This is a genomic window from Streptomyces sp. NPDC045026, from assembly GCF_056432625.1.
Map to the genome: position 1 here is coordinate 212644 of NZ_JBWKIS010000003.1, position 24805 is coordinate 237448.

23 protein-coding genes and 1 riboswitch are annotated in these 24805 nt (G+C 70.9%); of the genes, 14 read left to right on the plus strand and 9 right to left on the minus strand.

Translation table 11 applies throughout. The features are described from left to right. Positions 1-14 precede the first annotated feature (14 nt). Positions 15-941: an ABC transporter permease gene (locus tag AC07EJ_RS08345; RefSeq protein WP_389478613.1), complete on the plus strand. Its 927-nt coding sequence runs from the start codon at positions 15-17 to the stop codon at positions 939-941. Beyond that, on the plus strand, positions 931-2961 hold the full coding sequence (locus AC07EJ_RS08350; RefSeq protein ID WP_478883972.1) for a dipeptide ABC transporter ATP-binding protein: 2031 nt from the start codon (positions 931-933) through the stop codon (positions 2959-2961). The genes AC07EJ_RS08345 and AC07EJ_RS08350 overlap by 11 nt, the downstream gene beginning before the upstream one ends. Before the next feature lie 10 nt (positions 2962-2971). On the opposite strand, the gene AC07EJ_RS08355 is transcribed toward AC07EJ_RS08350, so the two are convergent. The 4 genes from AC07EJ_RS08355 to AC07EJ_RS08370 form a co-directional block, all read right to left on the minus strand. Further along, positions 2972-3295, minus strand: coding sequence for a DMT family transporter (locus tag AC07EJ_RS08355; RefSeq protein WP_127832323.1), 324 nt, complete (start codon positions 3293-3295; stop codon positions 2972-2974). 116 nt (positions 3296-3411) lie between these two features. Further along, a complete protein-coding gene (gene rsgA / locus AC07EJ_RS08360) occupies positions 3412-4422 on the minus strand; it encodes a ribosome small subunit-dependent GTPase A (RefSeq protein ID WP_389478615.1) in 1011 nt (336 codons plus the stop codon). Between the two features lie 16 nt (positions 4423-4438). Further along, positions 4439-5755, minus strand: a complete 1317-nt coding sequence (gene aroA / locus AC07EJ_RS08365) for a 3-phosphoshikimate 1-carboxyvinyltransferase (protein WP_389478616.1) — start codon at positions 5753-5755, stop codon at positions 4439-4441. 63 nt (positions 5756-5818) lie between these two features. Next, on the minus strand, positions 5819-6541 hold the full coding sequence (locus AC07EJ_RS08370; protein ID WP_389478618.1) for a M50 family metallopeptidase: 723 nt from the start codon (positions 6539-6541) through the stop codon (positions 5819-5821). Positions 6542-6590: 49 nt separating this feature from the next. Between AC07EJ_RS08370 and AC07EJ_RS08375 the strand changes: the two genes are divergently transcribed. From AC07EJ_RS08375 to AC07EJ_RS08420, 10 genes are all read left to right on the plus strand, one after another. After that, on the plus strand, positions 6591-7406 hold the full coding sequence (locus AC07EJ_RS08375; RefSeq protein ID WP_389478619.1) for an SOS response-associated peptidase: 816 nt from the start codon (positions 6591-6593) through the stop codon (positions 7404-7406). Between the two features lies 1 nt (position 7407). Then, positions 7408-8091, plus strand: coding sequence for an alpha/beta hydrolase family protein (locus AC07EJ_RS08380; RefSeq protein WP_389478620.1), 684 nt, complete (start codon positions 7408-7410; stop codon positions 8089-8091). 305 nt (positions 8092-8396) lie between these two features. Beyond that, complete coding sequence (gene sigR, locus AC07EJ_RS08385) at positions 8397-9062, plus strand: RNA polymerase sigma factor SigR (RefSeq protein ID WP_199841903.1); 666 nt, start codon at positions 8397-8399, stop codon at positions 9060-9062. After that, on the plus strand, positions 9059-9370 hold the full coding sequence (rsrA, locus tag AC07EJ_RS08390; RefSeq protein WP_116510175.1) for a mycothiol system anti-sigma-R factor: 312 nt from the start codon (positions 9059-9061) through the stop codon (positions 9368-9370). The genes sigR and rsrA overlap by 4 nt, the downstream gene beginning before the upstream one ends. A 247-nt stretch (positions 9371-9617) precedes the next feature. After that, the gene (locus AC07EJ_RS08395; protein WP_389478621.1) at positions 9618-10943 is read left to right on the plus strand and encodes an HD-GYP domain-containing protein; all 1326 of its coding nucleotides are present in this window, start codon (positions 9618-9620) and stop codon (positions 10941-10943) included. A 47-nt stretch (positions 10944-10990) separates the two neighbouring features. Next, the gene (locus tag AC07EJ_RS08400; RefSeq protein ID WP_389478658.1) at positions 10991-12220 is read left to right on the plus strand and encodes an HD-GYP domain-containing protein; all 1230 of its coding nucleotides are present in this window, start codon (positions 10991-10993) and stop codon (positions 12218-12220) included. Positions 12221-12370: 150 nt separating this feature from the next. Further along, positions 12371-13351 (plus strand): tetratricopeptide repeat protein, encoded by a 981-nt coding sequence (locus AC07EJ_RS08405; protein WP_389478622.1) that lies wholly within the window; start codon positions 12371-12373, stop codon positions 13349-13351. A 65-nt stretch (positions 13352-13416) separates the two neighbouring features. Beyond that, positions 13417-14067, plus strand: a complete 651-nt coding sequence (gene def / locus AC07EJ_RS08410; protein WP_389478623.1) for a peptide deformylase — start codon at positions 13417-13419, stop codon at positions 14065-14067. 322 nt (positions 14068-14389) lie between these two features. After that, the gene (gene cyc1 / locus AC07EJ_RS08415; RefSeq protein ID WP_389478660.1) at positions 14390-15490 is read left to right on the plus strand and encodes an epi-isozizaene synthase; all 1101 of its coding nucleotides are present in this window, start codon (positions 14390-14392) and stop codon (positions 15488-15490) included. Next, positions 15487-16872 carry a bifunctional albaflavenone monooxygenase/terpene synthase gene (locus AC07EJ_RS08420; RefSeq protein WP_478883973.1) on the plus strand — a complete coding sequence of 462 codons (1386 nt, stop codon included), beginning with the start codon at positions 15487-15489 and terminating at the stop codon, positions 16870-16872. Before cyc1 ends, AC07EJ_RS08420 begins: the two co-directional genes overlap by 4 nt. 216 nt (positions 16873-17088) lie before the next feature. Here AC07EJ_RS08420 and AC07EJ_RS08425 read toward each other — a convergent pair whose 3' ends face one another. Then, positions 17089-18045, minus strand: coding sequence for a helix-turn-helix domain-containing protein (locus tag AC07EJ_RS08425; protein ID WP_389478625.1), 957 nt, complete (start codon positions 18043-18045; stop codon positions 17089-17091). Between the two features lie 94 nt (positions 18046-18139). On the opposite strand from AC07EJ_RS08425, the gene AC07EJ_RS08430 reads away from it, so the two are divergent. After that, a complete protein-coding gene (locus tag AC07EJ_RS08430) occupies positions 18140-18316 on the plus strand; it encodes a hypothetical protein (RefSeq protein WP_389478626.1) in 177 nt (58 codons plus the stop codon). Here the strand turns inward: AC07EJ_RS08430 and AC07EJ_RS08435 are convergent. Then, on the minus strand, positions 18313-19338 hold the full coding sequence (locus AC07EJ_RS08435; protein WP_389478627.1) for a ribonucleotide-diphosphate reductase subunit beta: 1026 nt from the start codon (positions 19336-19338) through the stop codon (positions 18313-18315). The two genes, AC07EJ_RS08430 and AC07EJ_RS08435, sit on opposite strands and share 4 nt — an antisense overlap. After that, the gene (locus tag AC07EJ_RS08440; protein ID WP_389478628.1) at positions 19338-21734 is read right to left on the minus strand and encodes a ribonucleoside-diphosphate reductase subunit alpha; all 2397 of its coding nucleotides are present in this window, start codon (positions 21732-21734) and stop codon (positions 19338-19340) included. Before AC07EJ_RS08440 ends, AC07EJ_RS08435 begins: the two co-directional genes overlap by 1 nt. Before the next feature lie 117 nt (positions 21735-21851). Continuing rightward, a riboswitch (cobalamin riboswitch) is annotated at positions 21852-21969 on the minus strand. Positions 21970-22057: 88 nt separating this feature from the next. Between AC07EJ_RS08440 and AC07EJ_RS08445 the strand changes: the two genes are divergently transcribed. Further along, positions 22058-22783 (plus strand): hypothetical protein, encoded by a 726-nt coding sequence (locus AC07EJ_RS08445; protein WP_478883974.1) that lies wholly within the window; start codon positions 22058-22060, stop codon positions 22781-22783. Between the two features lie 71 nt (positions 22784-22854). Here AC07EJ_RS08445 and mctP read toward each other — a convergent pair whose 3' ends face one another. Further along, positions 22855-24486, minus strand: a complete 1632-nt coding sequence (gene mctP, locus AC07EJ_RS08450) for a monocarboxylate uptake permease MctP (protein WP_393582391.1) — start codon at positions 24484-24486, stop codon at positions 22855-22857. Beyond that, entirely contained in the window at positions 24483-24737 is a 255-nt protein-coding gene (locus AC07EJ_RS08455) for a DUF3311 domain-containing protein (protein WP_100595948.1), read from the minus strand. The genes mctP and AC07EJ_RS08455 overlap by 4 nt, the downstream gene beginning before the upstream one ends. Positions 24738-24805 lie beyond the last annotated feature (68 nt).

Genomic DNA, 24805 nt, shown 5'->3' on the forward strand with positions numbered 1-24805 from the left:
GGACGTCCCCTGCCATGACCACCACCGCCAGCGCCGTGCTCGACCCGGTGCCCCCGGCCGTACGCCCCCGGGGCCGGGCCGGGGTCGTCGCACGCCGCTTCCTGAGCCACCGCGGCGCCCTCGCCGGGGCGACGGTCCTGCTGCTGCTCGTCGCCCTCGCCGTGCTCGGCCCGTACCTCGCCGAGTGGACGTACAGCAAGGTCGACTACACGGCCCTGCGCGAGGGCCCGTCGGCCGACCACTGGTGGGGCACCAACCGCATCGGTCAGGACGTCTTCGCGCAGACCGTGCGCGGGCTCCAGAAGTCCCTGGTGATCGGGGTTCTGGTGGCCCTGTTCTCGACCGGGCTCGCGGCGCTGGTGGGCGCGTGCGCCGGGTACTTCGGCGGCTGGGCGGACCGGGCGCTGATGTTCGTCGTCGACCTGCTCCTCGTCTTCCCCTCGTTCCTCATCATCGCGATCGTCTCGCCGCGGCTGCGGGGCGGCGGCTGGTTCGCGTTCGTGGGGCTGCTGGCCGTCTTCGGCTGGATGATCACCGCGCGGGTGGTCCGCTCGATGACCGTGTCCCTCAAGGAGCGCGAATTCGTGCGCGCCGCCCGCTACATGGGCGTCGGCGCCTTCCGGATCATCTGGCGCCACGTCCTGCCCAACGTGGCCTCGTTCCTGATCATCGACGCCACGATCGCGGTCGGCGGCGCGGTGATGAGCGAGACGGCGCTGTCGTACTTCGGGTTCGGCGTACAGGCGCCCGACGTCTCGCTGGGGACCCTGATCGCCTCGTCGACGGGCGCGGCCATTACCTACCCCTGGATGTTCTTCTTCCCCGCCGGGCTCCTCATCGTCTTCGTGCTCGCGGTGAACCTGGTGGGGGACGGACTGCGCGACGCGTTCGACCCGACGAGCCGGGCCAACAAGAGGAAGGGGGCGCGCCGTGCTGCTTGAGGTGTCCGGGCTCCAGGTCGACTTCGACGGGAAGCCCGCCGTACGCGGCGTGGACCTGACGCTGGAGCGGGGAGAGGTCCTCGGCCTGGTGGGCGAGTCGGGGTCGGGGAAGTCCGCGACCGCGCTGGCCCTCCTCGGCCTGCTGCCCGCCAACGCCGCCGTCCGCGGATCGGTGCGCCTGGACGGGCAGGAGCTGGTCGGCGCGTCCGACCGGGATCTCTCGCGGGTGCGCGGCAGCCGGATCGGGATGGTGTTCCAGGATCCCCTGTCGGCCTTCACGCCCGTGTACCGGATCGGGGACCAGATAGCCGAGGCCGTGCGGGCCCACCAGAAGGTGTCCGCGCAAGCGGCGCGGGCACGCGCGGTAGAACTGCTCGACCTCGTCGGGATCCCGGAACCGGCCGCGCGCGCCGACGCCTTCCCGCACGAGTTCTCCGGGGGCATGCGCCAGCGGGCCATGATCGCGATGGCCGTGGCCAACGACCCCGACGTCATCGTGGCCGACGAGCCGACGACGGCGCTCGACGTGACGATCCAGGCCCAGGTGCTCGACGTACTGCGGAGGGCTCAGCGCGAGACGGGTGCGGCCGTCGTGCTGGTCAGCCATGACCTGGGGGTCATCGCGGGGATGGCCGACCGGGTGGCGGTGATGTACGCCGGCCGCGTGGTCGAGAGCGGGCCCGTGGACGACGTGTTCCGGGAGGCCCGGATGCCCTACACGCTGGGGCTGATGGGGGCGGTGCCGCGGCTCGACGGGGCGGCGGACGTGCTGGTGCCCGTGCCGGGGGCTCCGCCCGGGACCGGGGAGCTGGGCGCGAGGTGCGCGTTCGCGCCCAGGTGCCCCATGGCGGTGGAGGCGTGTCTGAGCGAGGTGCCTCCACTGCGGGCCGCCGCGGGTTCGGCGGCGCCTCACCGCGCCGCCTGTGTGCGCGCCGACGAGGTCCGTGGACTCGCCCCGCAGGACGTCTTCCCCGTGCCCGGGATCCCCGATCGCGGTGAACGTCCCCCGGCGGGGCCCGTGTTGAAGGTGCGCGGGCTGGCCAGGACGTTTCCCGTGTTCAAGGGGAGCGCCTTCCGGCGGCGGGTCGGGAGCGTCTACGCCGTCGACGGGGTGGACCTCGACATCCGCGGCGGAGAGACCCTCGCGCTCGTCGGCGAGTCCGGGTCGGGGAAGTCCACCACCCTCTTCGAACTCCTCGAACTGGCACGGCCCGAGGCCGGGGACGTCGAGCTGTTCGGGCAGTCCGTGGGCGGCCTCGGGAAGGCGGGGCGGGCGGCATTGCGGCGGCGCGTGCAGATCGTGTTCCAGGACCCGATGGCCTCCCTGGATCCCCGAATGCCGGTCGGCGACATCATCACCGAGCCGCTGCGCGCCCAGGGCGCGGACCGGACGGCGATCGCGCGCCGGATCCCCGAACTCCTGGAACAGGTCGGCCTCGACCCCGCCGACGCGGAGCGCTTTCCGCACGAGTTCTCCGGCGGCCAGCGGCAGCGCGTCGGGATCGCACGGGCCCTGTCCGTCGAGCCTGAGCTGCTCGTCCTCGACGAACCCGTCTCCGCGCTCGACGTCTCCGTACAGGCGGGCGTCCTCAACCTGCTCCAGCGGCTCAAGGCGGAACTCGGCCTCGCCTATCTCCTCGTCTCGCACGACCTGTCCGTCGTGCGGCACGTCGCGGACCGGGTGAGCGTCGTGTACCTGGGGCGGACCGTCGAGTCCGGGCCCGTGGCCGACGTCTTCGAGGGGCCTCTGCACCCCTACACCCAGGCCCTGTTGTCCGCGGTGCCGCTGCCCGACCCCGAGCGGGAGCGGGCACGGCAGCGGGACCGGATCCTGCTCGCCGGGGACCCGCCGAGCCCGACGCGGCGCTACGAAGGATGCCGTTTCCGGGCGCGCTGCCCCGTCTACGCGGACCTCCCCGGAGCTGACAAGGACCGCTGCGAGCGCGAGGTGCCCGCGAGTCCGGTGGCCGGGAAGCAGAGCGCGGCCTGTCACTTCCCGCGCGTACGGGACGTCGTGTGAGCGTGGCGGCTCAGTGCGCCGAGCCCGACAGCTGAAGCCCGATCACCCCGATGATCACCAACGAGATCGAGACGATCTTGAGGACGGAGACCAGGTCGTCGAGGAAGACCATGCCGTAGATCGCGGTGCCCGCGGCGCCGATGCCCGTCCACACCGCGTACGCGGGGCCCACGTCGAGCTTGCGCAGCGCGAGCGTGAGGAGGCCGAAGCTGCCGAGGGCGAAGCACGAGAACGCGATCGTCGGCCAGAGCCGGGTGAAGCCGTGCGAGAGCTTCAGGCAGACCGCGAAGCCGGTCTCGAGAATCCCCGCCACGATGACCAGCAGCCACGCCATGTGCTTGCCTCCAGCATCTTCGACTTCCGTGACCGCTTCGTACGGTTTCGATCTTGCGTCCGGCTTGGTGCGATTATGCACTTACCGTCGCGGCCCGGTCGCAAACAACGCTGAGGTCAGTCGCCCTCGCGCCGCTCCCTCGTGGCGAGCAGCCGCCGCAGTGAGTACAGACGCGCGGGATCGGCATGTCCCTGAGCGACCCACTCGTCGAGCGCGCAGTCCGGCTCGTCGTGGCTGCACGCGCGCGGGCAGTTCTCCGTGCCCGGCTCCAGGTCGGGGAAGGCGTTGATGACGCGGGACGGGTCGACGTAGTGCAGGCCGAAGGAGCGCACGCCCGGGGTGTCGATCACCCAGCCGCTGTCGTCGGGCAGGGGCAGCGCGAGCGCGGATGTCGTCGTGTGCCGGCCGCGGCCGGTGACCGCGTTGACATGGCCCGTCGTACGCCGGCTGCCCTTGGGCACCAGCGCGTTCACCAGCGTCGTCTTGCCGACGCCCGAGTGGCCGACGAACACGGTGATCTTGCCGTCGAGCTGCTCGCGCACCCGGCCGACCGCGGCCCCGCTCTCCAGCTCCTCGCGGCTGGTGACGACGTAGGGGACGCCCAACGCCCCGTACATCTCCAGGAGTTTGTCCGGCGGGTCGAGGTCCGACTTGGTCAGTACGAGGAGCGGGTCGAGGCCGCTGTCGTACGCGGCGACGAGGCAGCGGTCGATCATGCGCGGGCGCGGCTCGGGGTCCGCGAGGGCGGTGACGATGGCGAGCTGGTCCGCGTTGGCGACGACCACGCGCTCGTACGGGTCGTCGTCGTCGGCCGTGCGGCGCAGGACGGAGGTGCGCTCCCCGATGCGGACGATGCGGGCGAGGGTGTCCTTCTTGCCGGACAGGTCACCGACGACGGAGACCTGGTCGCCCACCACGGCCGCCTTGCGGCCCAGTTCGCGGGCCTTCATCGCGGTGACCGGGATGTCGTCGATGAGGACGGTGAGGCGGCCCCGGTCCACGGTAAGGACCATGCCGTCGGCGGCGTCCTCGTGCTTCGGGCGGATGTTCGTGCGCGGGCGGTTGCCCTTGCGGTTGGGGCGGACGCGGATGTCGTCCTCGTCGGGGTTCTTGCCGTAGCGGCGCATGATCTCGATCCGCCCGTCAGTTCCCCAGCATCCCGGCCCACAGGTCGGGGAAGTCGGGCAGGGTCTTGGCGGTCGTCCCCACGTTCTCGATCTCCACGCCCGGCACGGCGAGGCCGATGATCGCGCCCGCGGTGGCCATGCGGTGGTCGTCGTACGTGTGGAAGACCCCGCCGTGCAGGCGGCGCGGCCGGATGTGCAGGCCGTCGGCGGTCTCGGTGACGTCGCCGCCGAGCTCGTTGATCTCCTTGGTGAGCGCGGCCAGGCGGTCCGTCTCGTGCAGGCGCAGGTGCGCCACGCCCCGCAGCGTGGAGGGGGAGTCGGCGAGGGCCGCGACGGCCGCGATGCCGGGCGTCAGCTCCCCGACCTCGCTCAGGTCCACGTCGAGGCCGTGGATCGAACCGGAGCCGGTGAACTCCAGGCCCTGCTCGGTCAGTTCGCAGGAGCCGCCCATCAGGGTGAAGATCTCGCGCAGCCGGTCGCCGGGCTGCGTCGTGCGCTCCGGCCAGTCGGGGATGACGACCGTGCCGCCGGTGACGAGGGCCGCGGCCAGGAACGGCTGGGCGTTCGACAGGTCGGGCTCCACCGTCAGATCGCGGCCGAGCAGGGCGCCCGACGTGACCCGCCAGACGTTCGGCTCGCCGCCGGACTCAGGAGTGTCGACCTGGGCGCCGACCGTGCGCAGCATGTCGACGGTCATCCGGATGTGCGGCATCGAGGGCAGCGGGCCGCCGACGTGGCGCACCTCGACACCCTGGTTGAAGCGCGGCGCGGACAGCAGGAGGGCGCTGACGAACTGCGACGAGGAGGACGCGTCGATCTCGACCCGGCCGCCGTCGACGGCACCGCTGCCGTGCACGGTCATCGGGAGCGATCCGCGGCTGTCGTCGTCGATCCGGGCGCCGAGCACGCGCAGCGCGTCGATCACGCCGTTCAGCGGCCGCTCGTACGAACGGGAGTCACCGTCGAAGCGCACCGGGCCGTCGGCGAGCGCCGCGACCGGGGGCAGGAAGCGCATGACCGTGCCGGCGTTGCCCACGTCGACCGTGGCCGGGCCGCGCAGCCCCGAGGGAATGACGCGCCAGGCCTCGCCGGAACCGTCCGGGCCCACGCCCTCCTCGATGCCGACGCCCATGGCGCGCAGGGCGGCAGCCATCAGGAGCGTGTCGCGCGAGCGCAGCGGGCGGCGCAGCCAGCCGGGCTCGGCGGCGAGCGCGGCCAGGACGAGCGCGCGGTTGGTGACCGACTTCGACCCCGGCACATGGACCGTCGCGAAGACGGGGCCGCTCGCGTGCGGGGCGGGCCAGAGAGAGGTGTGCGCGGGGTTTTCGGTCATGCCTTTACTTTAGTGGGCTCAGGCGATCGGGCCGGATCACGAGCCCCCACCCGGGGGCATGGGTCACAGTCCGAGCAGCCAGCGGCCCCCGCCGAGCAGTGAGCACAGTGAGACGGCGTGGAAGAAGAAAAGCCACATCCCCGCCGGCACGTGCGTGAGGCGCGACAGCTGGTCCGCGTCCGAGTCCCCGGCCCCGCCCCGCCTGCGCTTGCTCTGCAGCTCGAACGCGGGCCGCACGCCGCCCAGGAGCAGGAACCACACGACGACGTACGCGAACGCCGCCTGCACCTGCGGCCCCGCCAGCCAGGACACGAGCACGAAGGTGCCGCCGGTCAGGATCACGGTCAGCGCGCCGTACGCGTTCCTGATCATCACGAGCAGTGCCACGAGCAGGGCCGTGGCCAGCCACAGGAGGGCCGTGATGTGCCCCGCGGCGAGCAGCGCGGCGCCGCCGAGGCCGAGGAGCGGGGGAGCGGTGTAGCCGGCGGCCGCGGTCAGGATCATGCCGAGGCCCGACGGCTTGCCGCGGCTGACCGTGAGACCACTGGTGTCCGAGTGCAGCCTGATGCCGTCGAGACGGCGCCCGCTGAGCAGGGCCACGATGCCGTGCCCGCCCTCGTGGGCGATGGTGATCGCGTTGCGGGAGAGCCGCCATATGTTGTGCGGGACGATCGCGGCGAGGGCGACCGCCGCTGTGGCGAACACCACCCACTGATCGGGGTCGGACTGGCTGCCGAAGACCCGGTCCCACAGGTCGGCGGCACCGGTACTCGCGGTGACGTACATGGCTGGAGCGGCTCCCTCTGGCGGGCCAGTATCTGGCACTGTGGCACGTATGTGCGGACGGTATGCATCGAGTCGTAGGCCCGAGGATCTCGCAGGAATCTTTGAGATCGAGAAGTGGGAGCCCGAGGAGACCCTCGCGCCCGACTTCAACGTGGCCCCGACCAAAGAGGTCTACGCGGTTCTCGACCGCCCTGTGAAGGACGCCGCCGACCGGAATCCGGTTCGCCAGCTGCGCACTCTCAAGTGGGGCCTCGTGCCGTCGTGGTCGAAGACACCCGAGGGCGGCGCCCGGATGATCAACGCCCGCGCCGAGACCGTGTCCGAGAAGCCGTCCTTCCGCCGCGCCTTCTCGAGCCGCCGTTGCATCCTGCCCGCCGACGGCTACTACGAGTGGGTCACCGGGGTCGGCGAGCGCGACCTGGAGGTCGAGGGCAAGAAGAAGCGGCCGCGCAAGCAGCCCTACTTCGTCACGCCCGCCGACGGCTCCGTGTTCGCGATGGCGGGTCTGTACGAGTTCTGGCGCGACCGCACCCTGCCCGACGAGCACCCCCTCGCCTGGTGGGTGACCTGCACGGTCATCACGACCGAGGCGGAGACCGCGCCGCTCGCGGTCGCACCCGACGAGGGGCCGCGCTCGCTGGCCGACATCCACCCCCGGATGCCGCTCATGCTCACGCCGGACCGCTGGGACGCCTGGCTCGACCCGGCGCGCACCGACGTCGACGACCTCACCTCGCTGCTCGCACCGCCGCCGGAGGGGCTGATGCGGGCGTACCCCGTGTCGACGTCGGTCAGCAACGTCCGCAACAACGGGCCGGAGCTGCTCAAGGAGCTGGAGGGGCCCGAGGAGGGCACACTCTTCTGACGTGACCAAGAACGTGACCAAGAACACGACGAGGGCGGCGGCGCCCAGGACCGAGACCGTCGAGACCGGCGCAGGCGAGGCCCGCATCACCTGGCATCCGGCCGCCCCCGCGAAGAAGGCCCGGCACGTCCTGGCCCTCAGCCACGGCGCGGGGGGCGGCATCGAGGCGCGTGACCTGAAGGCCATCGCCGCCGAGCTGCCCGCACACGGAGTGACCGTCGCCCTCGTCGAGCAGCCCTGGCGGGTGGCCGGCAAGAAGGTGGCACCCGCACCGAAGACCCTGGACGTCGGCTGGCGCGGGGTGTGGCCCGCCCTGGAGAAGGCCGGGCTGCCGGTCGTCTCGGGCGGACGCAGCGCGGGCGCGCGCGTGGCGTGCCGCACGGCGAGGGAACTCGGCGCGGCCGCCGTTCTCGCCCTGAGCTTCCCGCTGCACCCGCCGGGCCGCCCCGAGAAGTCCCGGGCCGACGAACTCCTCGGCGCCGGCGTTCCCACCCTCGTCGTCCAGGGCGGCAACGACCCCTTCGGCAGGCCCGCCGAATTCCCCGGCTCCACCGCGTACGAGCTGGTCGAAATCCCTTATGGGGACCACGGGTTCGCGGTGCCGAAGCGGGCGGACATCGGCCAGGACGAGGCCGTGGCACTCATCGTGGACGCCGTCGTGCAGTGGGCCGGATCACTCGCGTAACGCCCGGGAATGTTGCGGCGCGGGCGTCTGTTGTGCGGAACAGACGGTACGAGAGTGCTGTCGAAGACTTGCGAGAAGTCACGAGTTGTCACGAGTGCTTACGAGAGGAAGTCCGCCGCATGGGTTCGACCATCTGCCCGAGCCGCAGCAGCGCCGCTGACCTGGAGTGGAGCGTGCTGCACGCGGCGAAGACCGCCCCCATTCGGACGGCGGGCGGAGCCGATCGCCAGGCCGCCCCGACCGAGGGTCGTCTATTCTCCGATTCGAGTGGGGTCTCCTTCGGCCCCGCCACGTCGTTGGAGGAGGTGGGTCCGGTCACTGGCACCGACGCAGGGACCGAACACGGCCAGGCGGAAGAGCCCGAGGAGACCGCCGCGGAGCGCAGCCTGCGCTTCGAGCGTGACGCGCTCACGTTCCTCGACCAGATGTACTCGGCCGCGCTGCGCATGACGCGGAACCCGGCCGACGCCGAGGACCTGGTGCAGGAGACCTACGCGAAGGCGTACGCGTCGTTCCACCAGTTCCGCGAGGGCACGAACCTCAAGGCGTGGCTGTACCGCATCCTCACGAACACCTTCATCAACTCGTACCGCAAGAAGCAGCGTGAGCCCCAGCGCAGCGCCGCTGAGGAGATCGAGGACTGGCAGCTGGCGCGCGCCGAGTCGCACATGTCGACCGGACTGCGTTCCGCCGAGTCGCAGGCGCTCGACCACCTGCCCGACTCGGACGTGAAGTCGGCGCTCCAGGCGATCCCCGAGGAGTTCCGCATCGCGGTCTATCTCGCCGACGTAGAGGGCTTTGCGTACAAGGAGATCGCGGACATCATGGGGACACCCATCGGGACGGTGATGTCCCGGCTCCACCGGGGCCGTCGTCAGCTGCGCGGCATGCTCGAGGACTACGCTCGCGACCGCGGACTGGTCCCGGCCGGTGCCGGAGAGTCGAACGAAGCGAAAGGCTCGGGCTCATGAGCTGCGGAGAGCCGCACGAGACGGATTGCAGTGAAGTCCTCGACCATCTCTACGAGTTCCTCGATCACGAGATGCCGGACAGCGACTGCACGAAGTTCGAGACGCACTTCGAGGAGTGCTCTCCGTGCCTGGAGAAGTACGGCCTCGAGCAGGCCGTGAAGAAGCTGGTCAAGCGGTGCTGCGGCCAGGACGACGTACCGAGCGACCTGCGGTCGAAGGTCATGGGCCGCATCGACCTGATCCGGTCGGGCCAGGCCGTGCCCGACCAGGACGTGACGGCGTCGGCTCCCAAGCTGCGGGAAGCCTGAGCGGGCGGCCGTAAGGCCGAGCGGTGATGAGCGGGACGTGACGGCGATACGTCACGTCCCGCCGCTGTTCCCCGGTGTACCCCGCCGTTCCCGGCCGGTTCCCCGCCCTTAGTTCTCCGCCCCCGTCACTCGAATGTGCTAATCCGCCGTCGGGTGGCCCGGGGAATCCTCGCGATGCCGCCCGCGCGCCCTCCCGCCCGCTCTATTCTCCGGAACCTGAAGTGGGATCACGGGGAGGGGGGTCGATATGCGCGCGGTTCCGCCAATGGCCCTCGGCTACGTCCTGTGCGCGGCCGGCGGCGCCCTCGCGTGCCTGGTCCCCGCCGCGGGCCCGGCCACACCGTGGCCCGCCGTCGGACTCCTCGCCGCCCTCTACACGGGATGCGAACAGGCGGGCCAGTGCCGCGTGATCGGGCGGCGCGTACCCAAGGGCATGGGCACCTTCTTCCCGGTCCTGCTCGCCGGAGCGTTCCTCCTGCCGCCGGCGGCCGCCGCGCTCGTCGCCGTCCCCGGCGCGCTCGTCGCCCGGACGGACCGGCGCCCGGCCGGCCTGCGCCGCGTCTGGCGCGCCGCCCAGCTCGCCCTCGCCACCTGGGCCGCCGCCCGCGTCCACGGCGCGCTCGGCGGCACCGCGGCGGTGTCCGCGCCCCACTTCCCGTACGCGCTCGTGCCCGCCGGAGCGGCCGTCCTCGTCTTCTGCGCCGTCCTCGCCCTGCTCGACGGCGGCATCCTCGCCACCGCCGAACGCGTCCCGCTGCGCGCCGCCTGGCGCGGCCTCTTCCCGCGCGCCCTCGGTCCCGTCGCCGTGCACGGCCTCGCCGGCCTCATGATGGCCGTCCTGTGGCGCAGCCCGTACGGACCGTTCGCCGCGCTGCTCGTGCTGCTGCCGATGTACATCTCCTGCTGGGTGTTCGCCCAGTACCACCGCGAGCGCGCCGCCCACCAGGAGACGATCCGGGCCCTCGTGCAGGCCGTCGACATCAAGGACGGATACACGCGCGGCCACAGCGAGCGGGTCGGCCAGGCATCCATGATGATCGCCCGCGAACTCGGCATGGCGGAGGAGCGCGCCGAGGTCCTGCGGTTCGCCGGGATCCTGCACGACGTCGGCAAACTCGGCGTGCCGACCCGCCTGTTGCGCAAGGACGGCCCGCTGACCCCCGAGGAGCGTCGCATCATCGAGCTGCACCCCGAGTACGGGCACGAGATGGTGCGCGGGATCGGGTTCCTGGGGGAGGCGCGGGCGGCGATCCTGCATCACCACGAGCGGATGGACGGCAGCGGGTACCCCTACGGGCTCACGGGGGCGCAGATCCCGGAGTTCGCGCGAGTGGTGGCGGTGGCGGACGCGTTCGACGCGATGACGTCCACCCGGTCCTACTCGCGGGCGCGGCCCGTCGGTGTCGCCCTCGCCGAACTGACCCGGTGCGCGGGCGCGCAGTTCGACCCGCAGATGGTCGGGGCGCTGGTGCGGGCGCTCGGGCGGCACGGCTGGAACCCCGCCGTGACCGCGGACGAGGCCGCCGGGCAGGTGCCCCGGGCCCGCGCCGTGCGGCGGGCGGCGTCGCGGTGACGTGGACGCGCTCCCCTGGGCCGGGGAGCGGCCGGGCGCGCACCACGATCGCGGCCGTCCAGGGCCTCGCGGTCGGGCTCACCGCCGTCTCCCTCGCCGCCACCCTCCAGGACGGCCTGGAGGAACCCGGGACCGCACTCGCCTTCGGGGTGCTCATCGCCGTCGGTGAACTCGCCCGCTGGGGGGCACCCGGAGGGGACAGGGAGCCCGCACCCCTGGGGGCCGCCGGCGCGCTCGCGTACGCACTCCTGGGAGAGACGGCGGGGCAGGCGACGCATCACGGAGCGCTCCAGGTCGTCGCCGTCTGCGTCGCGGCCGCGCTCGTCGGCTCCGTACCGCACCTCGCGGCCGGGCACGGGCCGTCCGCCGACCACATGGCGCGGCGCGTCCTCACCGTCGCCTTCGCCGCCGTGTGCTTCCAACCCCTGTACAACCAGGGCAGGTTCGGAGCCTGGCTCGGCGACGGCGCGGCCTACGCGCTGCTGCTCGTCGGGCTGCTCGTCCTGACCGCGCTGTGCGACGCCGTCCTCGCCGCGGCCATGGCACACGCCCGTACCGGCTGGCCGTTCGGGCCGCTGCTCAGGGACGAGCTGCGGGCCATGATCGGCATCGGGTCCGCGGTGTGCGCCACCGGCGCCGTCATCGCCCTCGCCGTGGCCGTCGCCGGACTGTGGGCGCTGCCCGTCTTCTGCCTGCCCCTGCTCCTGACCCAGCTCGCCTTCCGCCGGTACGCCGCCGTGCGGACCACGTACCGACAGACGATCACCTCGCTGGCCCGCGCCACCGAGATCGCCGGCTACACGCCCCAGGGCCACGCCCTGCGCGTTGCGGCGCTCAGCCGTGCCGTGGGCCGCGAGCTGGGACTCTCCGAACCCGACCTCACCGTCCTGGAGTACGCCGCCCTCATGCACGACATCGGCCAGCTGTCCCTCGTCGACCCGGTGGCCGACGGTGCCACGGCAGCCCTGCCCGCCCAGGAGCAGCGCCGGATCGCACTGCTCGGCGGGGCCGTCGTGCGCCAGACGGGCGTGGACGCCGAGGTCGCCGTCGTCGTCGAGCGCCAGGCCGACCCCTACCGTGAGCAGCCTCTCACCGCGCGCATCGTCCGCACCGCCAACGCATACGACGAGATGGCCCGGGGAGAAGGCCCTCAGGGGCCCCTCACCGCCCTGGAGCGACTGCGTCTGGCCACGGGGCGCGACTACCAGCCCGATGTGGTGGAATCCCTGGCCAGGGTCGTGTCGAGGGGCGGGGTGACCCTGCCCCCGGCTGGGTAACCCATGGGTAATGAGCGGCTGTCCGGCCGCACGTGGTTGGATGCGAAGAAGAGGATGTCCGGGGGCTCAGGTCCCGGCCGTGCTCCTTGGGGGAAGGCCTCCCGAGGGCGCTGTCCCCCGGACCGACAGGCGGGAATGCAGGCGGGAATCGTGAGGATCTTCGGCAAGGGACGGCACCGGCCCTCCGCCTCATGGCGGCAGGCCACCGATCGGGCGTTCACGCTCATCGGCGACGGCCGGTACGAGGACGCCGGGGCCCTGCTCACCCGGGCCGCCGACCTCGAGCCGTGGCTGTCGGAGTCCTGGTTCAACCTCGCGCTGCTGCACAAGTTCCGCCACGACTGGGAGCAGGCGCGGGCCGCGGGCCTGCGCGCGGTGGCCCTCCTCGACCGCGAGAGCGGCGCCCCGGACTGGTGGAACGTCGGCATCGCGGCCACCGCCCTGCAGGACTGGCCGCTCGCGCGGCGGGCCTGGCAGGCGTACGGCCTGAAGGTGCCGGGCGGCGCGGCCGCCGCCGGTGAGCCGACCGGCATGGACCTGGGCAGTGCCGCCGTGCGCCTGTCGCCGGAGGGCGAGGCCGAGGTGGTGTGGGGGCGCAGGCTCGACCCCGCCCGGATGGAGGTCCTGTCCATCCCGCTGCCGTCCTCCGGGCGCCGCTGGGGCGAGGTCGTGCTGCACGACGGCGTGCCCCACGGGGAGCGGACGACGGCCGCCGGACACTCGTACCCCGTGTTCGACGAGATCGAGCTGTGGGCCCCCTCGCCCGTCCCGACCTGGGTCGTTCTCCTGGAGGCCGCGACCGAGGCCGACCGGGACGCCCTGGAGCAGCTCGCCTCCGACGCCGGGTTCGCCGCCGAGGACTGGTCGTCCTCCGTACGGCTGCTGTGCCGGATGTGCTCCGAGTCGCGGATGCCGTCCGACGAGGGCGACGGTCAGCACCTGGATCCGCACGACCACAGCGAGCCCGGACACCCGGGTCCGCTCGGCCACCGCACTGACGGCCAGCTGTGGGTGCCCGAGCGCGAGTGCGGAGTCGCGGCGCCCGCGGCGCTCGTGCGGGGGCTGCTCGACGGCTGGGTCGCGGACAGCCCGGACTCCCGGGACTGGCGGGACCTTGAAGAGGTCTGCTGACCGGTCCCCGTAGGCTGTACCCCGGAAAATTTGTCGCAGCAGGTACCGGAAGGCGTACGTCGGACATGGCGCAGCAGGACACCGAGCACGAGCACTCCGCAGTGCTCCCCGTGGACGACGAGGGCTTCGTCCTCGACACCGAGGACAACGCCGCCCGCGAGGAGGCAGCCGTCGCGCGCGGCACGTCGCGGCCGATCACCGTCGTCGGGAACCCCGTCCTGCACAAGGAGTGCAAGGACGTCACCGAATTCGGCGACGAGCTCGCGCAGCTGGTCGACGACATGTTCGCCAGCCAGCGCACCGCGGAGGGCGTGGGCCTCGCCGCCAACCAGATCGGCGTCGATCTGAAGGTCTTCGTCTACGACTGCCCGGACGACGACGGTGCGCGCCACACCGGCGTGGTCTGCAACCCCGTGCTCCAGGAGCTGCCCGCGGACGAGCGCCGCCTCGACGACTCGAACGAGGGCTGCCTGTCCGTGCCGACGGCGTACGCGCCGCTCGCGCGTCCCGACTACGCGGTGGTGACCGGGCAGGACGAGAAGGGCAACCCGATCAAGGTCCGGGGCACGGGCTACTTCGCGCGCTGCCTCCAGCACGAGACGGATCACCTGTACGGGTACCTGTACATCGACCGCCTCTCCAAGCGCGAGCGCAAGGACGCCCTGAAGCAGATGGCCGAGGGCACCCCGCGCTACGAGGTCGTTCCCAACGACTGAGCGGGCAGGGCCCGTTGGGGCCCCAGTGCACCCGAGTGACGTGCGAGCGGCGTCCGGCCAGGTTCCCAACTGGCCGGACGCCGCTCGCGTGTTCGGGGCCCGGGGCGCCCCAGCGGTCAGGTGTGCGAACCGGATCGGCCCCAGATGATCCAGAATCAGTCACCTAAGGGGACTTTTCCGGCGTGCGGGGGTAGTGAGGGGGCAAATCCGTTCCCAGAACGGTCAGTTGTAGTGCTGAATAGAAAGTGCGGGGATACGCAACGGCGCGCGCCCGGCACAGCACAGGGGCGCACGCCACCAGGCGGCTGAGAGGGGTTTGTTCGTGCCTGCTTTCTCACACAGCACTTCACGGACTCGGGTGCAGACACAGCCACAGACGCAGACAGCGGTCCCACCGGCGCTGGCGCTACCGGTGATCGAGGAGGCGTTTCCTCGCAACCTGCACCCGTATTGGCCAAAGCTTCAGGAGAAGACGCGGTCCTGGCTGCTCGAAAAGCGGCTCATGCCGGCCGACAAGGTGGAGAAATATGCCGATGGCCTTTGCTACACCGACCTCATGGCGGGCTACTACATAGGAGCCCCCGACGACCTCCTCTCCGCGATTTGCGACTACAGCGCGTGGTTCTTCGTCTGGGACGACCGTCATGACCGCGACGTGATCCACGGCCGGGGCGGTGCCTGGCGACGCCTCGCCGTCCAGCTCCATGCGGCACTGGAGGCGCCCCAGCTCCATCTGCACCACAAGGACCCTCTGGTTGCGGCGTTCGCCGACAGCATGGTCCGGCTGAACGGCTCCCTCACCCGTTCATGGAACGCCCGGTTCGCCCGCCACTTCCACGTGGTGATCGACGCGTACGACCAGGAATTCCGTAACCGGACCTCGGGAACGGTCCCTTCGGTCGAGGAGTACATCGAACTCCGAAGGAACACCTTCGCGCACTGGATATGGCTCGATCTCCTTGAGCCGACCGCACAGTACGAGCTCCCGGAATGGGTGCTCGAAAGCCCTGCCTATCGGCGATCCGCACTCGCGTGCCAAGATTTCGCCGCCTGGTACAACGACCTCTGCTCGCTGCCCAAGGAACTCGCGGGGGATGAACTCCACAACCTCGGGATAAGCCTTATCCAGCACGAGGGGCTTTCTCTCGAAGAGGCCGTGGAAGAAGTCCGTCGAAGGGTCTGCGGATGCATTTCCGAATTCCTGGACGCGGAGCCCGAAGTCCTGCGGATGGCGGACGAAGCGGCCGACGGGACTTTAGCGGGCGAGAGCCTCGCCGTGGCACTCAGGTCGTGCGTCTCCAATATGCGGAACTGGTTCAGTTCCGTGTACTGGTTCCACCACGAGTCGGGCCGCTATCAGGTGGACAGCTGGGACGACCGGGCCACTCCTCCGTACATCAGCGACCAGGCAGGTGACGAATGACCGTCGAATCGGCAGAATCCTCGGTTCCGGCTGTCGCGGAGCCCGGCGAGCGGCGCACGCCGCCGTACGCCGGCGGAGGCGCGCCCCTCCTCGGGCACGCCTGGAACCTCGTGCGCGACCCCCTCACCTTCGTCGCGGGACTGCGCGCCGACGGCGACCTGGTCCGCCTCAGGCTCGGCCCGAAGACGGCGTACGCGGTCTGCGACCCCGACCTCGTGGCCGCGCTCCTCAAGAGCCCCGACTACATGGTCGGCGGACCCCTCTGGGACACCCTCGGAGTGCTCCTCGGCAAGGGCGTGGCGACCAGCAACGGGCCCATGCACCGGCGCCAGCGGCGCACCATCCAGCCCGCGTTCCGCACCGACCGCATCGCCGACCACGCGACCGTGATGGAGGAGGAGGCGCGCGCCATGGCGGCGCGCTGGAAGCCCGGCGACACGGTCGACATCGGCGCCGAGGTGTTCCGCACCGCGGTCCGGATCGTCGCCCGCTCCGTCCTGCACGTCGACTCGGTCGACGAGCGCGCCGACCGGCTCAGCTCCTCGCTGCACACGGTCTTCAGCGGCCTGTACCGGCGCATGGTCCTGTCCGTCGGACCCTTCTACCGGCTGCCACTTCCGGCCAATCGCCGATTCGAGCGGGCGTTGGCCGATTTGCATCGGCTGGTGGACGAGATCATTGCCGAGAGGCGCGCGTCGGGCGTCAATCCGGGTGATCTGCTCGCGGCATTGCTCGGCGCCGAGGACGAGAATGGCGAAACGGTCGGCGAGCAGGAGGTGCACGACCAAGTCGTCTCCCTCGTCGTGGCCGGCGCGGAAAATGTCGCCTCGACCCTCACGTGGACGTTCCAGCTCCTCGCGGAACACCCCGAGCAGGAAAGCCGGTTGCACGAGGAGGTTGAATCCGTGACGGATGGGCGCCCCGTCGCATTCGCCGACCTCAAGGGCCTAATCCACACGCGCAATGTCATCACGGAGGCGATGCGCATACGGCCCGCCGTATGGATATTGACGCGCCAGGCCGCCGTCGATACCGAGCTCGGCGGCTATCACATTCCGGCCGGTGCCGACATCGTCTACAGCCCGTATGCGATGCAACGCGATCCGCGGTCCTTCCGTGACCATCTGGAGTTCGACCCCGACCGCTGGCTGCCGGAACGCGCCGCGGAAAGCCGACAGAGCGCGATGATGCCGTTCAGCGTCGGCAACCGGAAGTGCCCCGGAGATCACTTCAGCATGGCCGAACTGGCCATCATCCTGGCCACGGTGACGCCCCGCTGGCGACTGGTTCCGGCCGCGGAGACGGACAGCACGGCCCGCATCGGGATCACGCTCCAGCCCAAGCGGGCGCTGCTGCGGGTGGAGGAGCGCGGCAAGGCCTAGGGCCTCTCGTTTGGATCACGCCGGGTGCGCGGGGGCCGATCAGCCCCCGCGCGCATAGGGCCTCTCGTTTGGATCAGGCTGGGCTCGCGGGGTCTGGCACGCACATCTGCGGCGTTGTCGTCGGTTGCCGACGCTCCGCGCCGCCGCTCTCCTCCGCCTTGCAGCTGCACGCACCAGACCCCGCTCCCTGATCCAGCCTGATCCAAACGAAAGACCCTAGGCCGCGGACCGTACCCGGAACGTCCTGCGGAACGCGTTCGGCGTCGTGCCCAGCGCCTTCATGAACTGATGCCGCATCGCCGCCGCGTTGCCGAAGCCGGCGCGGCCGGCGATCGACTCCACCGTCTCGTCCGTGCCCTCCAGCAACTCCTGGGCCAGGAGCACCCGTTGGCGAAGCAGCCAGCGGTACGGCGTCGTCCCCGTCTCCTGCTGGAAGCGGCGCGCGAAGGTGCGCGGCGACATATGGGCGCGCGCCGCGAGTTCTTCGACCGTGAGCGTCTCGTCCAGATGCGCCTCCATCCACGCCAGTACGCCCCCCACGGTGTCGCAGGGAGTGACGGGCAGCGGCCGCTCCACGTACTGGGCCTGGCCGCCGTCGCGATGCGGCGGGACCACCATGCGGCGGGCGATGGCGTTGGCGACCTCGGCGCCGTGTTCCTCACGGACGATGTGCAGGCACGCGTCGATACCGGCGGCGGTGCCCGCCGAGGTGATGACCGAGCCCTCGTCGACGTACAGGACGTCGGGGTCGACCCGGGTGCGCGGGAACGCGACGGCGAGTTCCTGCGCGTACCGCCAGTGCACCGCGCACCGCCGCCCGTCGAGCAGTCCGGCCGCGCCGAGCACGAAGACGCCCGAGCACACGCTGAGCACCCGGGCGCCCCGGTCGACTGCCCGGCGCAGCGCGTCGAGCAGCTCGGGCGGGTGGCTGTCGCGCCTGCTCGCGGCCGGCACCGCGATGAGGTCGGCCTCCTCCAGGCGCTCCAGACCGTGCGGCGTGGAGACGGTGAAGCCCGCGTGGGTCGAGAGGGTCGGCCCGTCGGCGGACGCCACCGCGAAGTCGTACACGGGGAGCCCGGCCTCGCTCCGGTCGAGGCCGAACACCTCGCAGACCACGCCGAGTTCGAAAGGATGCACACCGTCGAGCAGCACTGCGGCCACGTTCTTCAGCATGCCGTCCAGTGTGCCGCATGACTGGCAGTAATTCGAGGGTCAGTGGCAGTCCTGCCACTGCCGGATGTGTCCGCGGAGGACGAAAGTAGAGGACATGAACACAGCGATGAACGCCCTCACCGTCCTCTTCGTCTTCCTCCTCCTGGCCGCCCCGTCCCTCTACGGGATCGCCCACGACCGCCGGATCGACCGGCAGATCCGGCAGGCCCGGCAGGCGGAGCGGGACGCCGAACGCCCGTCCCGCCGCGCCGAGTTCACGACCGTCGCCTAGAAGTCCTCGTCGAACCCGACCGAGCCCTCCACCGCCACCTGGTACGCCGACGGCCTGCGCTCGAAGAAGTTCGTCAGTTCCTGGACACCCTGGAGCTCCATGAAGGAGAAGGGGTTCTCCGAGCCGTAGACCGGCGCGAAGCCGAGGCGCTGGAGACGCTGGTCGGCGACGCACTCCAGGTACTGACTCATCGATTCGGTGTTCATGCCGGGCAGGCCGTCACCGCACAGGTCGCGCCCGAACTGGAGCTCCGCCGCGACGGCCTCCTTCAACATGTCGGTGACCTGCTGCTGGAGTTCGTCGTCGAAGAGGTCGGGCTCCTCCTTGCGAACGGTGTCGACGACCTCGAACGCGAAGTTCATGTGCATCGTCTCGTCACGGAAGACCCAGTTGGTGCCGGTCGCCAGGCCGTGCAGCAGGCCGCGCGAGCGGAACCAGTAGACGTACGCGAAGGCGCCGTAGAAGAACAGGCCCTCGATGCAGGCCGCGAAGCAGATCAGGTTGAGGAGGAAACGGCGGCGGTCGGCCTTCGACTCCAGGCGGTCCAGCTTCTCGACCTCGTTGATCCACTTGAAGCAGAACTGGGCCTTCTCGCGGATGGAGGGGATCTCCTCGACCGCGTCGAACGCGGCCGCGCGGTCCTCCGGGTCGGGCAGGTAGGTGTCCAGGAGCGTCAGATAGAACTGGACGTGCACGGCCTCCTCGAACAGCTGGCGCGACAGGTACAGGCGCGCCTCGGGGGAGTTGATGTGCTTGTACAGCGTCAGGACCAGGTTGTTCGAGACGATCGAGTCACCCGTCGCGAAGAACGCGACCAGCCGGCCGATCATGTGCTGCTCGCCGGGCGACAGCTTCGCGAGGTCGGCGACGTCCGAGTGGAGGTCGACCTCCTCGACGGTCCAGGTGTTCTTGATCGCGTCCCGGTAGCGCTCGTAGAAGTCCGGGTAGCGCATGGGACGCAGGGTCAGTTCGAAGCCCGGGTCGAGCAGGTTCTTCTCGGTCTTGTCGGTCGGGGTGGTCATTACTGGCAGGCCTCGCAGGACTCGGGGTTTTCGAGGGAGCAGGCGACGGCGTCGGGGTCGGCGGCCTGCTGGGCGGGGATGGGGGCGGCGGACGCCGCGCGCGCGATCCGCGTCGCCGGGCGTGAGCGCAGGTAGTACGTCGTCTTCAGGCCCGACTTCCAGGCGTACGCGTACATGGACGAGAGCTTGCCGATGGTGGGCGTCTCCAGGAACAGGTTCAGGGACTGCGCCTGGTCGAGGAACGGCGTACGGGCCGCCGCCATGTCGATGAGGCCGCGCTGCGGGATCTCCCACGCCGTGCGGTACAGCTCGCGCACCTCGGCCGGGATCCAGCTGAAGCCCTGCACGGAGCCGCTGGACTCGCGCAGCGCCTCACGGGTCTGGGCGTCCCACACGCCGAGCCGCTTGAGCTCCTTGACCAGGTAGGAGTTGACCTGGAGGAACTCGCCGGAGAGCGTCTCGCGCTTGAACAGGTTGGAGACCTGCGGCTCGATGCACTCGTAGACACCCGCGATGGACGCGATCGTCGCGGTGGGCGCGATGGCGAGCAGCAGGGAGTTGCGCATGCCGGTGGCGGCGATGCGCTCGCGCAGCGCGGCCCAGCGCTCCGGCCAGGTCAGCTCGACGCCGTAGTGGTCCGGGTGCAGCACGCCGCGAGCGGTACGGGTCTTCTCCCAGGCGGGGAGCGGGCCGTTGCGCTCGGCGAGGTCGGCGGACGCCTCGTACGCGGCGAGCATGATGCGCTCGGCGATCCGCGTGGACAGGGCCTTCGCCTCGGGGGAGTCGAAGGGCAGCTTCAGCTGGAAGAAGACGTCCTGGAGGCCCATCGCGCCGAGGCCCACCGGGCGCCACTTGGCGTTGGAGCGGCCGGCCTGCTCGCTCGGGTAGAAGTTGATGTCGACGACACGGTCGAGGAACGTGACCGCCGTGCGGACGGTCGCGTCCAGGCGCTCCCAGTCGATCTCCCCGCCGTCGGCTCCCTCCCGCACGAAGGCGCCGAGGTTGACCGATCCCAGGTTGCAGACCGCGGTCTCGCCGTCGTCCGTGACCTCCAGGATCTCGGTGCACAGGTTCGAGGAGTGGACGACGTTGCCGCGCTCCGCCGTCTGGTTGGCGGTGCGGTTGGCGGCGTCCTTGAAGGTCAGCCAGCCGTTGCCGGTCTGCGCCAGGGTGCGCATCATGCGGCCGTACAGGTCGCGGGCCGGCATCGTCTTCTGCGCGAGCCCGGCGGCCTCCGCCGCGCGGTAGGCGGTGTCGAACTCCTCGCCCCACAGGTCGACGAGGTCGGGCACGTCGGACGGCGAGAAGAGCGACCACGTGCCGTCGTCGGCGACGCGGCGCATGAACTCGTCCGGGATCCAGTGCGCGAGGTTGAGGTTGTGGGTGCGCCGGGCGTCCTCGCCGGTGTTGTCCCGCAGCTCCAGGAACTCCTCGATGTCGGAGTGCCACGTCTCCAGGTAGACGGCCGCGGCGCCCTTGCGCCGGCCGCCCTGGTTCACGGCCGCGACGGACGCGTCGAGGGTCTTCAGGAACGGCACGATGCCGTTGGAGTGCCCGTTCGTGCCGCGGATCAGCGAACCGCGCGAGCGGATGCGCGAGTACGAGAGGCCGATGCCGCCCGCGTGCTTGGAGAGGCGCGCCACCTGGTGGTAGCGGTCGTAGATGGAGTCCAGCTCGTCGAGGGGCGAGTCGAGGAGGTAGCAGGACGACATCTGCGGGTGGCGGGTGCCGGAGTTGAAGAGCGTCGGCGACGACGGCAGGTAGTCGAGGCGGCTCATCAGGCGGTACAGGGAGGCGACTTCGTCGAGCGCGTGGACCGAGGCGTCCTCGGCGAGGCCGCACGCCACGCGCAGCATGAAGTGCTGCGGGGTCTCGACGACCTGCCGGGTGATCGGGTGGCGCAGCAGGTAGCGGCTGTGCAGGGTGCGCAGTCCGAAGTAGCCGAACCGGTCGTCGGCGCCCTCGGCGACGGAGGCGGTGACGAGCGCGTCGAGGCGCTCGGCGTGCAGCGCCACGAAGTCGGCGGTGCGGTCGGCGATCAGGCCCTCGCGGTGGCCCACCGCGACGGACTCGGTGAACGAGGTGACGCCCTGCGAGGCGGCCTCGTCGGCGATGCTGATCGTCAGGAGCCTGGCGGCGAGCCGCGAGTAGGCCGGGTCCTCGGAGATGAGGCCCGCGGCGGCCTCGGTGGCGAGGGAGCGCAGCTCGGCGGTGATGCCGGAGTCCGCCACCGCGGACCTGCCGCGCAGCGCGGCGGCGGCGACCTTGCCCGGGTCGGTGTCCGGGAGATCGGCGGTCAGTTCGGTCAGGGTGCGCAGCAGCGCGGTTCCCGGAGCGTCGTGCTGCTCGGGGTTCCCTGCCAGCTCTGAGGCCGGTTCGGCGGGCGCGATGGTCACGTGGGGCTCTCCCTCGCTCGGCTCTGGGCCTGACGGGGAGGAGGGCACGGGGGCATGGCGGGGCCCGCGTCACCGGCCCACTCCACGAGACCCGGACGTCGTCATCCCGGGCCGGACGGCTCGGGCAGGCTGTCGACAGGTCCTCGGACTTCACGTATGCGTGCATACGTACACCGTTGCGGGACAGTTCCGGACTTGCACCGGATTCCCCTGCGGCGACAGCGAGCACGAGCATACATCTTGTGTCGGCCTCGGATGGCAGCCCCACATCTTGTGTCGGCTAGGGTTGCGGCCGAACTGGTGGCCTAGCTGGGGGAGGCACGGTGCGAGGGCGGGGAACAGCCTGTGCCGCCGTACTGCTGGTGCTGCTCGCCGGATGCGGTGACGGCGGGTCCGGGGCGCGCGGCGACGGCGGGAGCAAGCAGCCTTCGGCGTCCGGTGTCGACGGAACGGCGGACCCCGCGAAGGTCTTCACGGACGCCGAGTTGGGCGCCGCTCTCCTTCCGGCCGGGGCCGTCGCCAAGGGCGCGAAGGCGACCGAGACCTCGCTGGGACTCTTCGACCAGGGGTACGGGGGAGGCGACTGGAGCGCCTGCGCGGCCGGCCGGGACGCGCGCGGGGAACTGGTGCGCATGCGGGGCCCCAGCGCCGAGCGGACGGTCCGCCCGGCCCCCGAGGCCGTGGGCGACGACGACCCCTTCGTCCACGAGCGCCTGGTCTCGATGCCGGCCGAGCGGGCCGGGCGCTATCTCGCACTGCGCCGCGAGCTCCACAAGGTGTGTGGCCGCGTCACCGTGGACACCGAGGGCGCGCCCGTCCAGCAGCACCACGAGGCCCTGCCTCTGCCGGACCTCGGCGACGAGGCGGTCCTGGAGACGACGCGGACCACGGGCGGCGACGAGTACGACGGCAGTGCGCACTACGAGGTCGAACTGAGGGTCGGCGGCGTCCTGGTGATCGTGGGGGCCGGCACGGACAGGGCCCTGACGCTGTCCTCGGCCGCCGGGGCGGCGCAGCGGGTGGGGAAGGACCTCTACGAGGCTTCATGAACCCGCGGTACGGCAACGGGCCGCCGGAGGAATCCGGCGGCCCGTGCTGCGTTTCTTTGGGGGAAGTCGGCTCAGTGCCCGCCGGCTCCCGCCGTCGCCTCCGGCAGCTTCTTCAGGACGCCCGGGTCGCCGGCGTCCGCCGTGTAGTCCGCCGCGGATGTCTCGTCGATGCCCTCAGGGGCCTTCAGTGCCTTCAGGACGAAGGTGAGGACCACCGTGACCACCACGTTCATGACGAACGCCGTGAGGCCGATGTAGCCGATCTCGCCGATGCCGGGGATCTCCTTGGCGCTGCCGCCGAAGTGCTTCTGCGTCGGCGAGGCGACCCCGTACGCGGCGAGCGTGCCGTAGACCATGCCGACCGCCCAGCCGGCGAGCAGCGCCCAGCGGTGGAACCAGCGCGTGAACAGGCCGCCGACGAGGGCGGGCATGGTCTGGAGGATCCAGATGCCGCCCAGGAGCTGGAAGTTGATCGCGACGGTCTTGTCCATGGTGAGGACGAAGGCGAGCGCGCCCACCTTCACCAGGAGGGAGACCAGCTTGGAGACCTTGGTCTCCTGCGCCGGCGTCGCGTTCGGCCTGATGAAGTCCTTGTAGATGTTGCGCGTGAACAGGTTCGCCGCGGCGATGGACATGATCGCCGCGGGCACCAGCGCGCCGATGCCGATGGCCGCGAACGCGACGCCCGTGAACCAGTCGGGGAACATGTTCTCGAAGAGCTGCGGGATCGCCAGCTGCCCGTTCTGCACCTTGATCCCGGCCGCGATCGCCATGAAGCCGAGCAGCGCGAGCAGGCCCAGCATCAGGGAGTACAGGGGCAGGATGGTGGTGTTGCGGCGGATCACGTTGCGGCTGCGCGAGGACAGCGTCGCCGTGATCGAGTGCGGGTACATGAAGAGCGCCAGCGCCGAGCCGAGGGCCAGCGTCGCGTACGTCCACTGCCCGGCCGGTGCCGGGGCGAGCGATCCGACCGGCTTGCCCGTCGCCGGGTTGGGCGTCGCGAACTTCTCGTTCGCCGCGTGGAAGATGGCGTCGAAGCCGCCCAGCTTGATCGGGATGTAGATGATCGCGACGGCGATGACGAGGTAGATCAGACCGTCCTTGACGAACGCGATCAGCGCGGGGGCCCGCAGACCCGACGAGTACGTGTACGCGGCGAGCACCGCGAACGCGATGAGCAGCGGCAGGTCCTTGATGAACCAGTTGGTCGACTCGTCGCCGCCGACGCCCATCACGTCCAGGACGGCCTGGATGCCGACCAGTTGGAGCGCGATGTACGGCATCGTGGCGAGGATGCCCGTGATGGCGACGGCCAGGGACAGGCCCTTGGAGCCGAAGCGGCCGCGCACGAAGTCGGAGGTCGTCACGTAGCCGTGCTTGTGCGACACCGACCACAGGCGCGGCAGGAAGGTGAAGATCAGCGGGTAGACGAGGATCGTGTAGGGCACCGCGAAGAAGCCCGAGGCGCCGGCCGCGTAGATCGCCGCCGGGACGGCCACGAAGGTGTACGCGGTGTAGAGGTCGCCGCCGAGCAGGAACCAGGTGACCCAGGTGCCGAACGACCGTCCGCCCAGGCCCCATTCGTCGAGGCTCTGCTCGTTGTCGGACCTGCGCCAGCGCGCGGCCAGGAAGCCCATGACCGTGACGGCGATGAAGAAGAAGATGAAGACGCCGAGCGCGACGCCGTTGACTCCGCCGTTCATGCCTGCCCACCCGTCTTCCGGGCGCGCTGGTCACGCTGCCACAGCTTGTACGCGATCATCGTCAGCGCCGTGGAGATGAGGACCCACAGCATCTGGTACCAGTAGAAGAACGGAATACCGATGAAGGCCGGGTCGACCTTCGCGTAGGAGCTGACCCAGAGCATCGCCACGAACGGTGCGACGAGGCACAGGGCAATGACCACTCGCACCGGTGTGACCACCGGCCGTTTCACTTCAGGCACATCCGACATACGGCGGTCCGTCCCCTCGCTGATCCCGCTTATCTCATGCTTAACGTGGCGGAAATCTAGGCGACGAT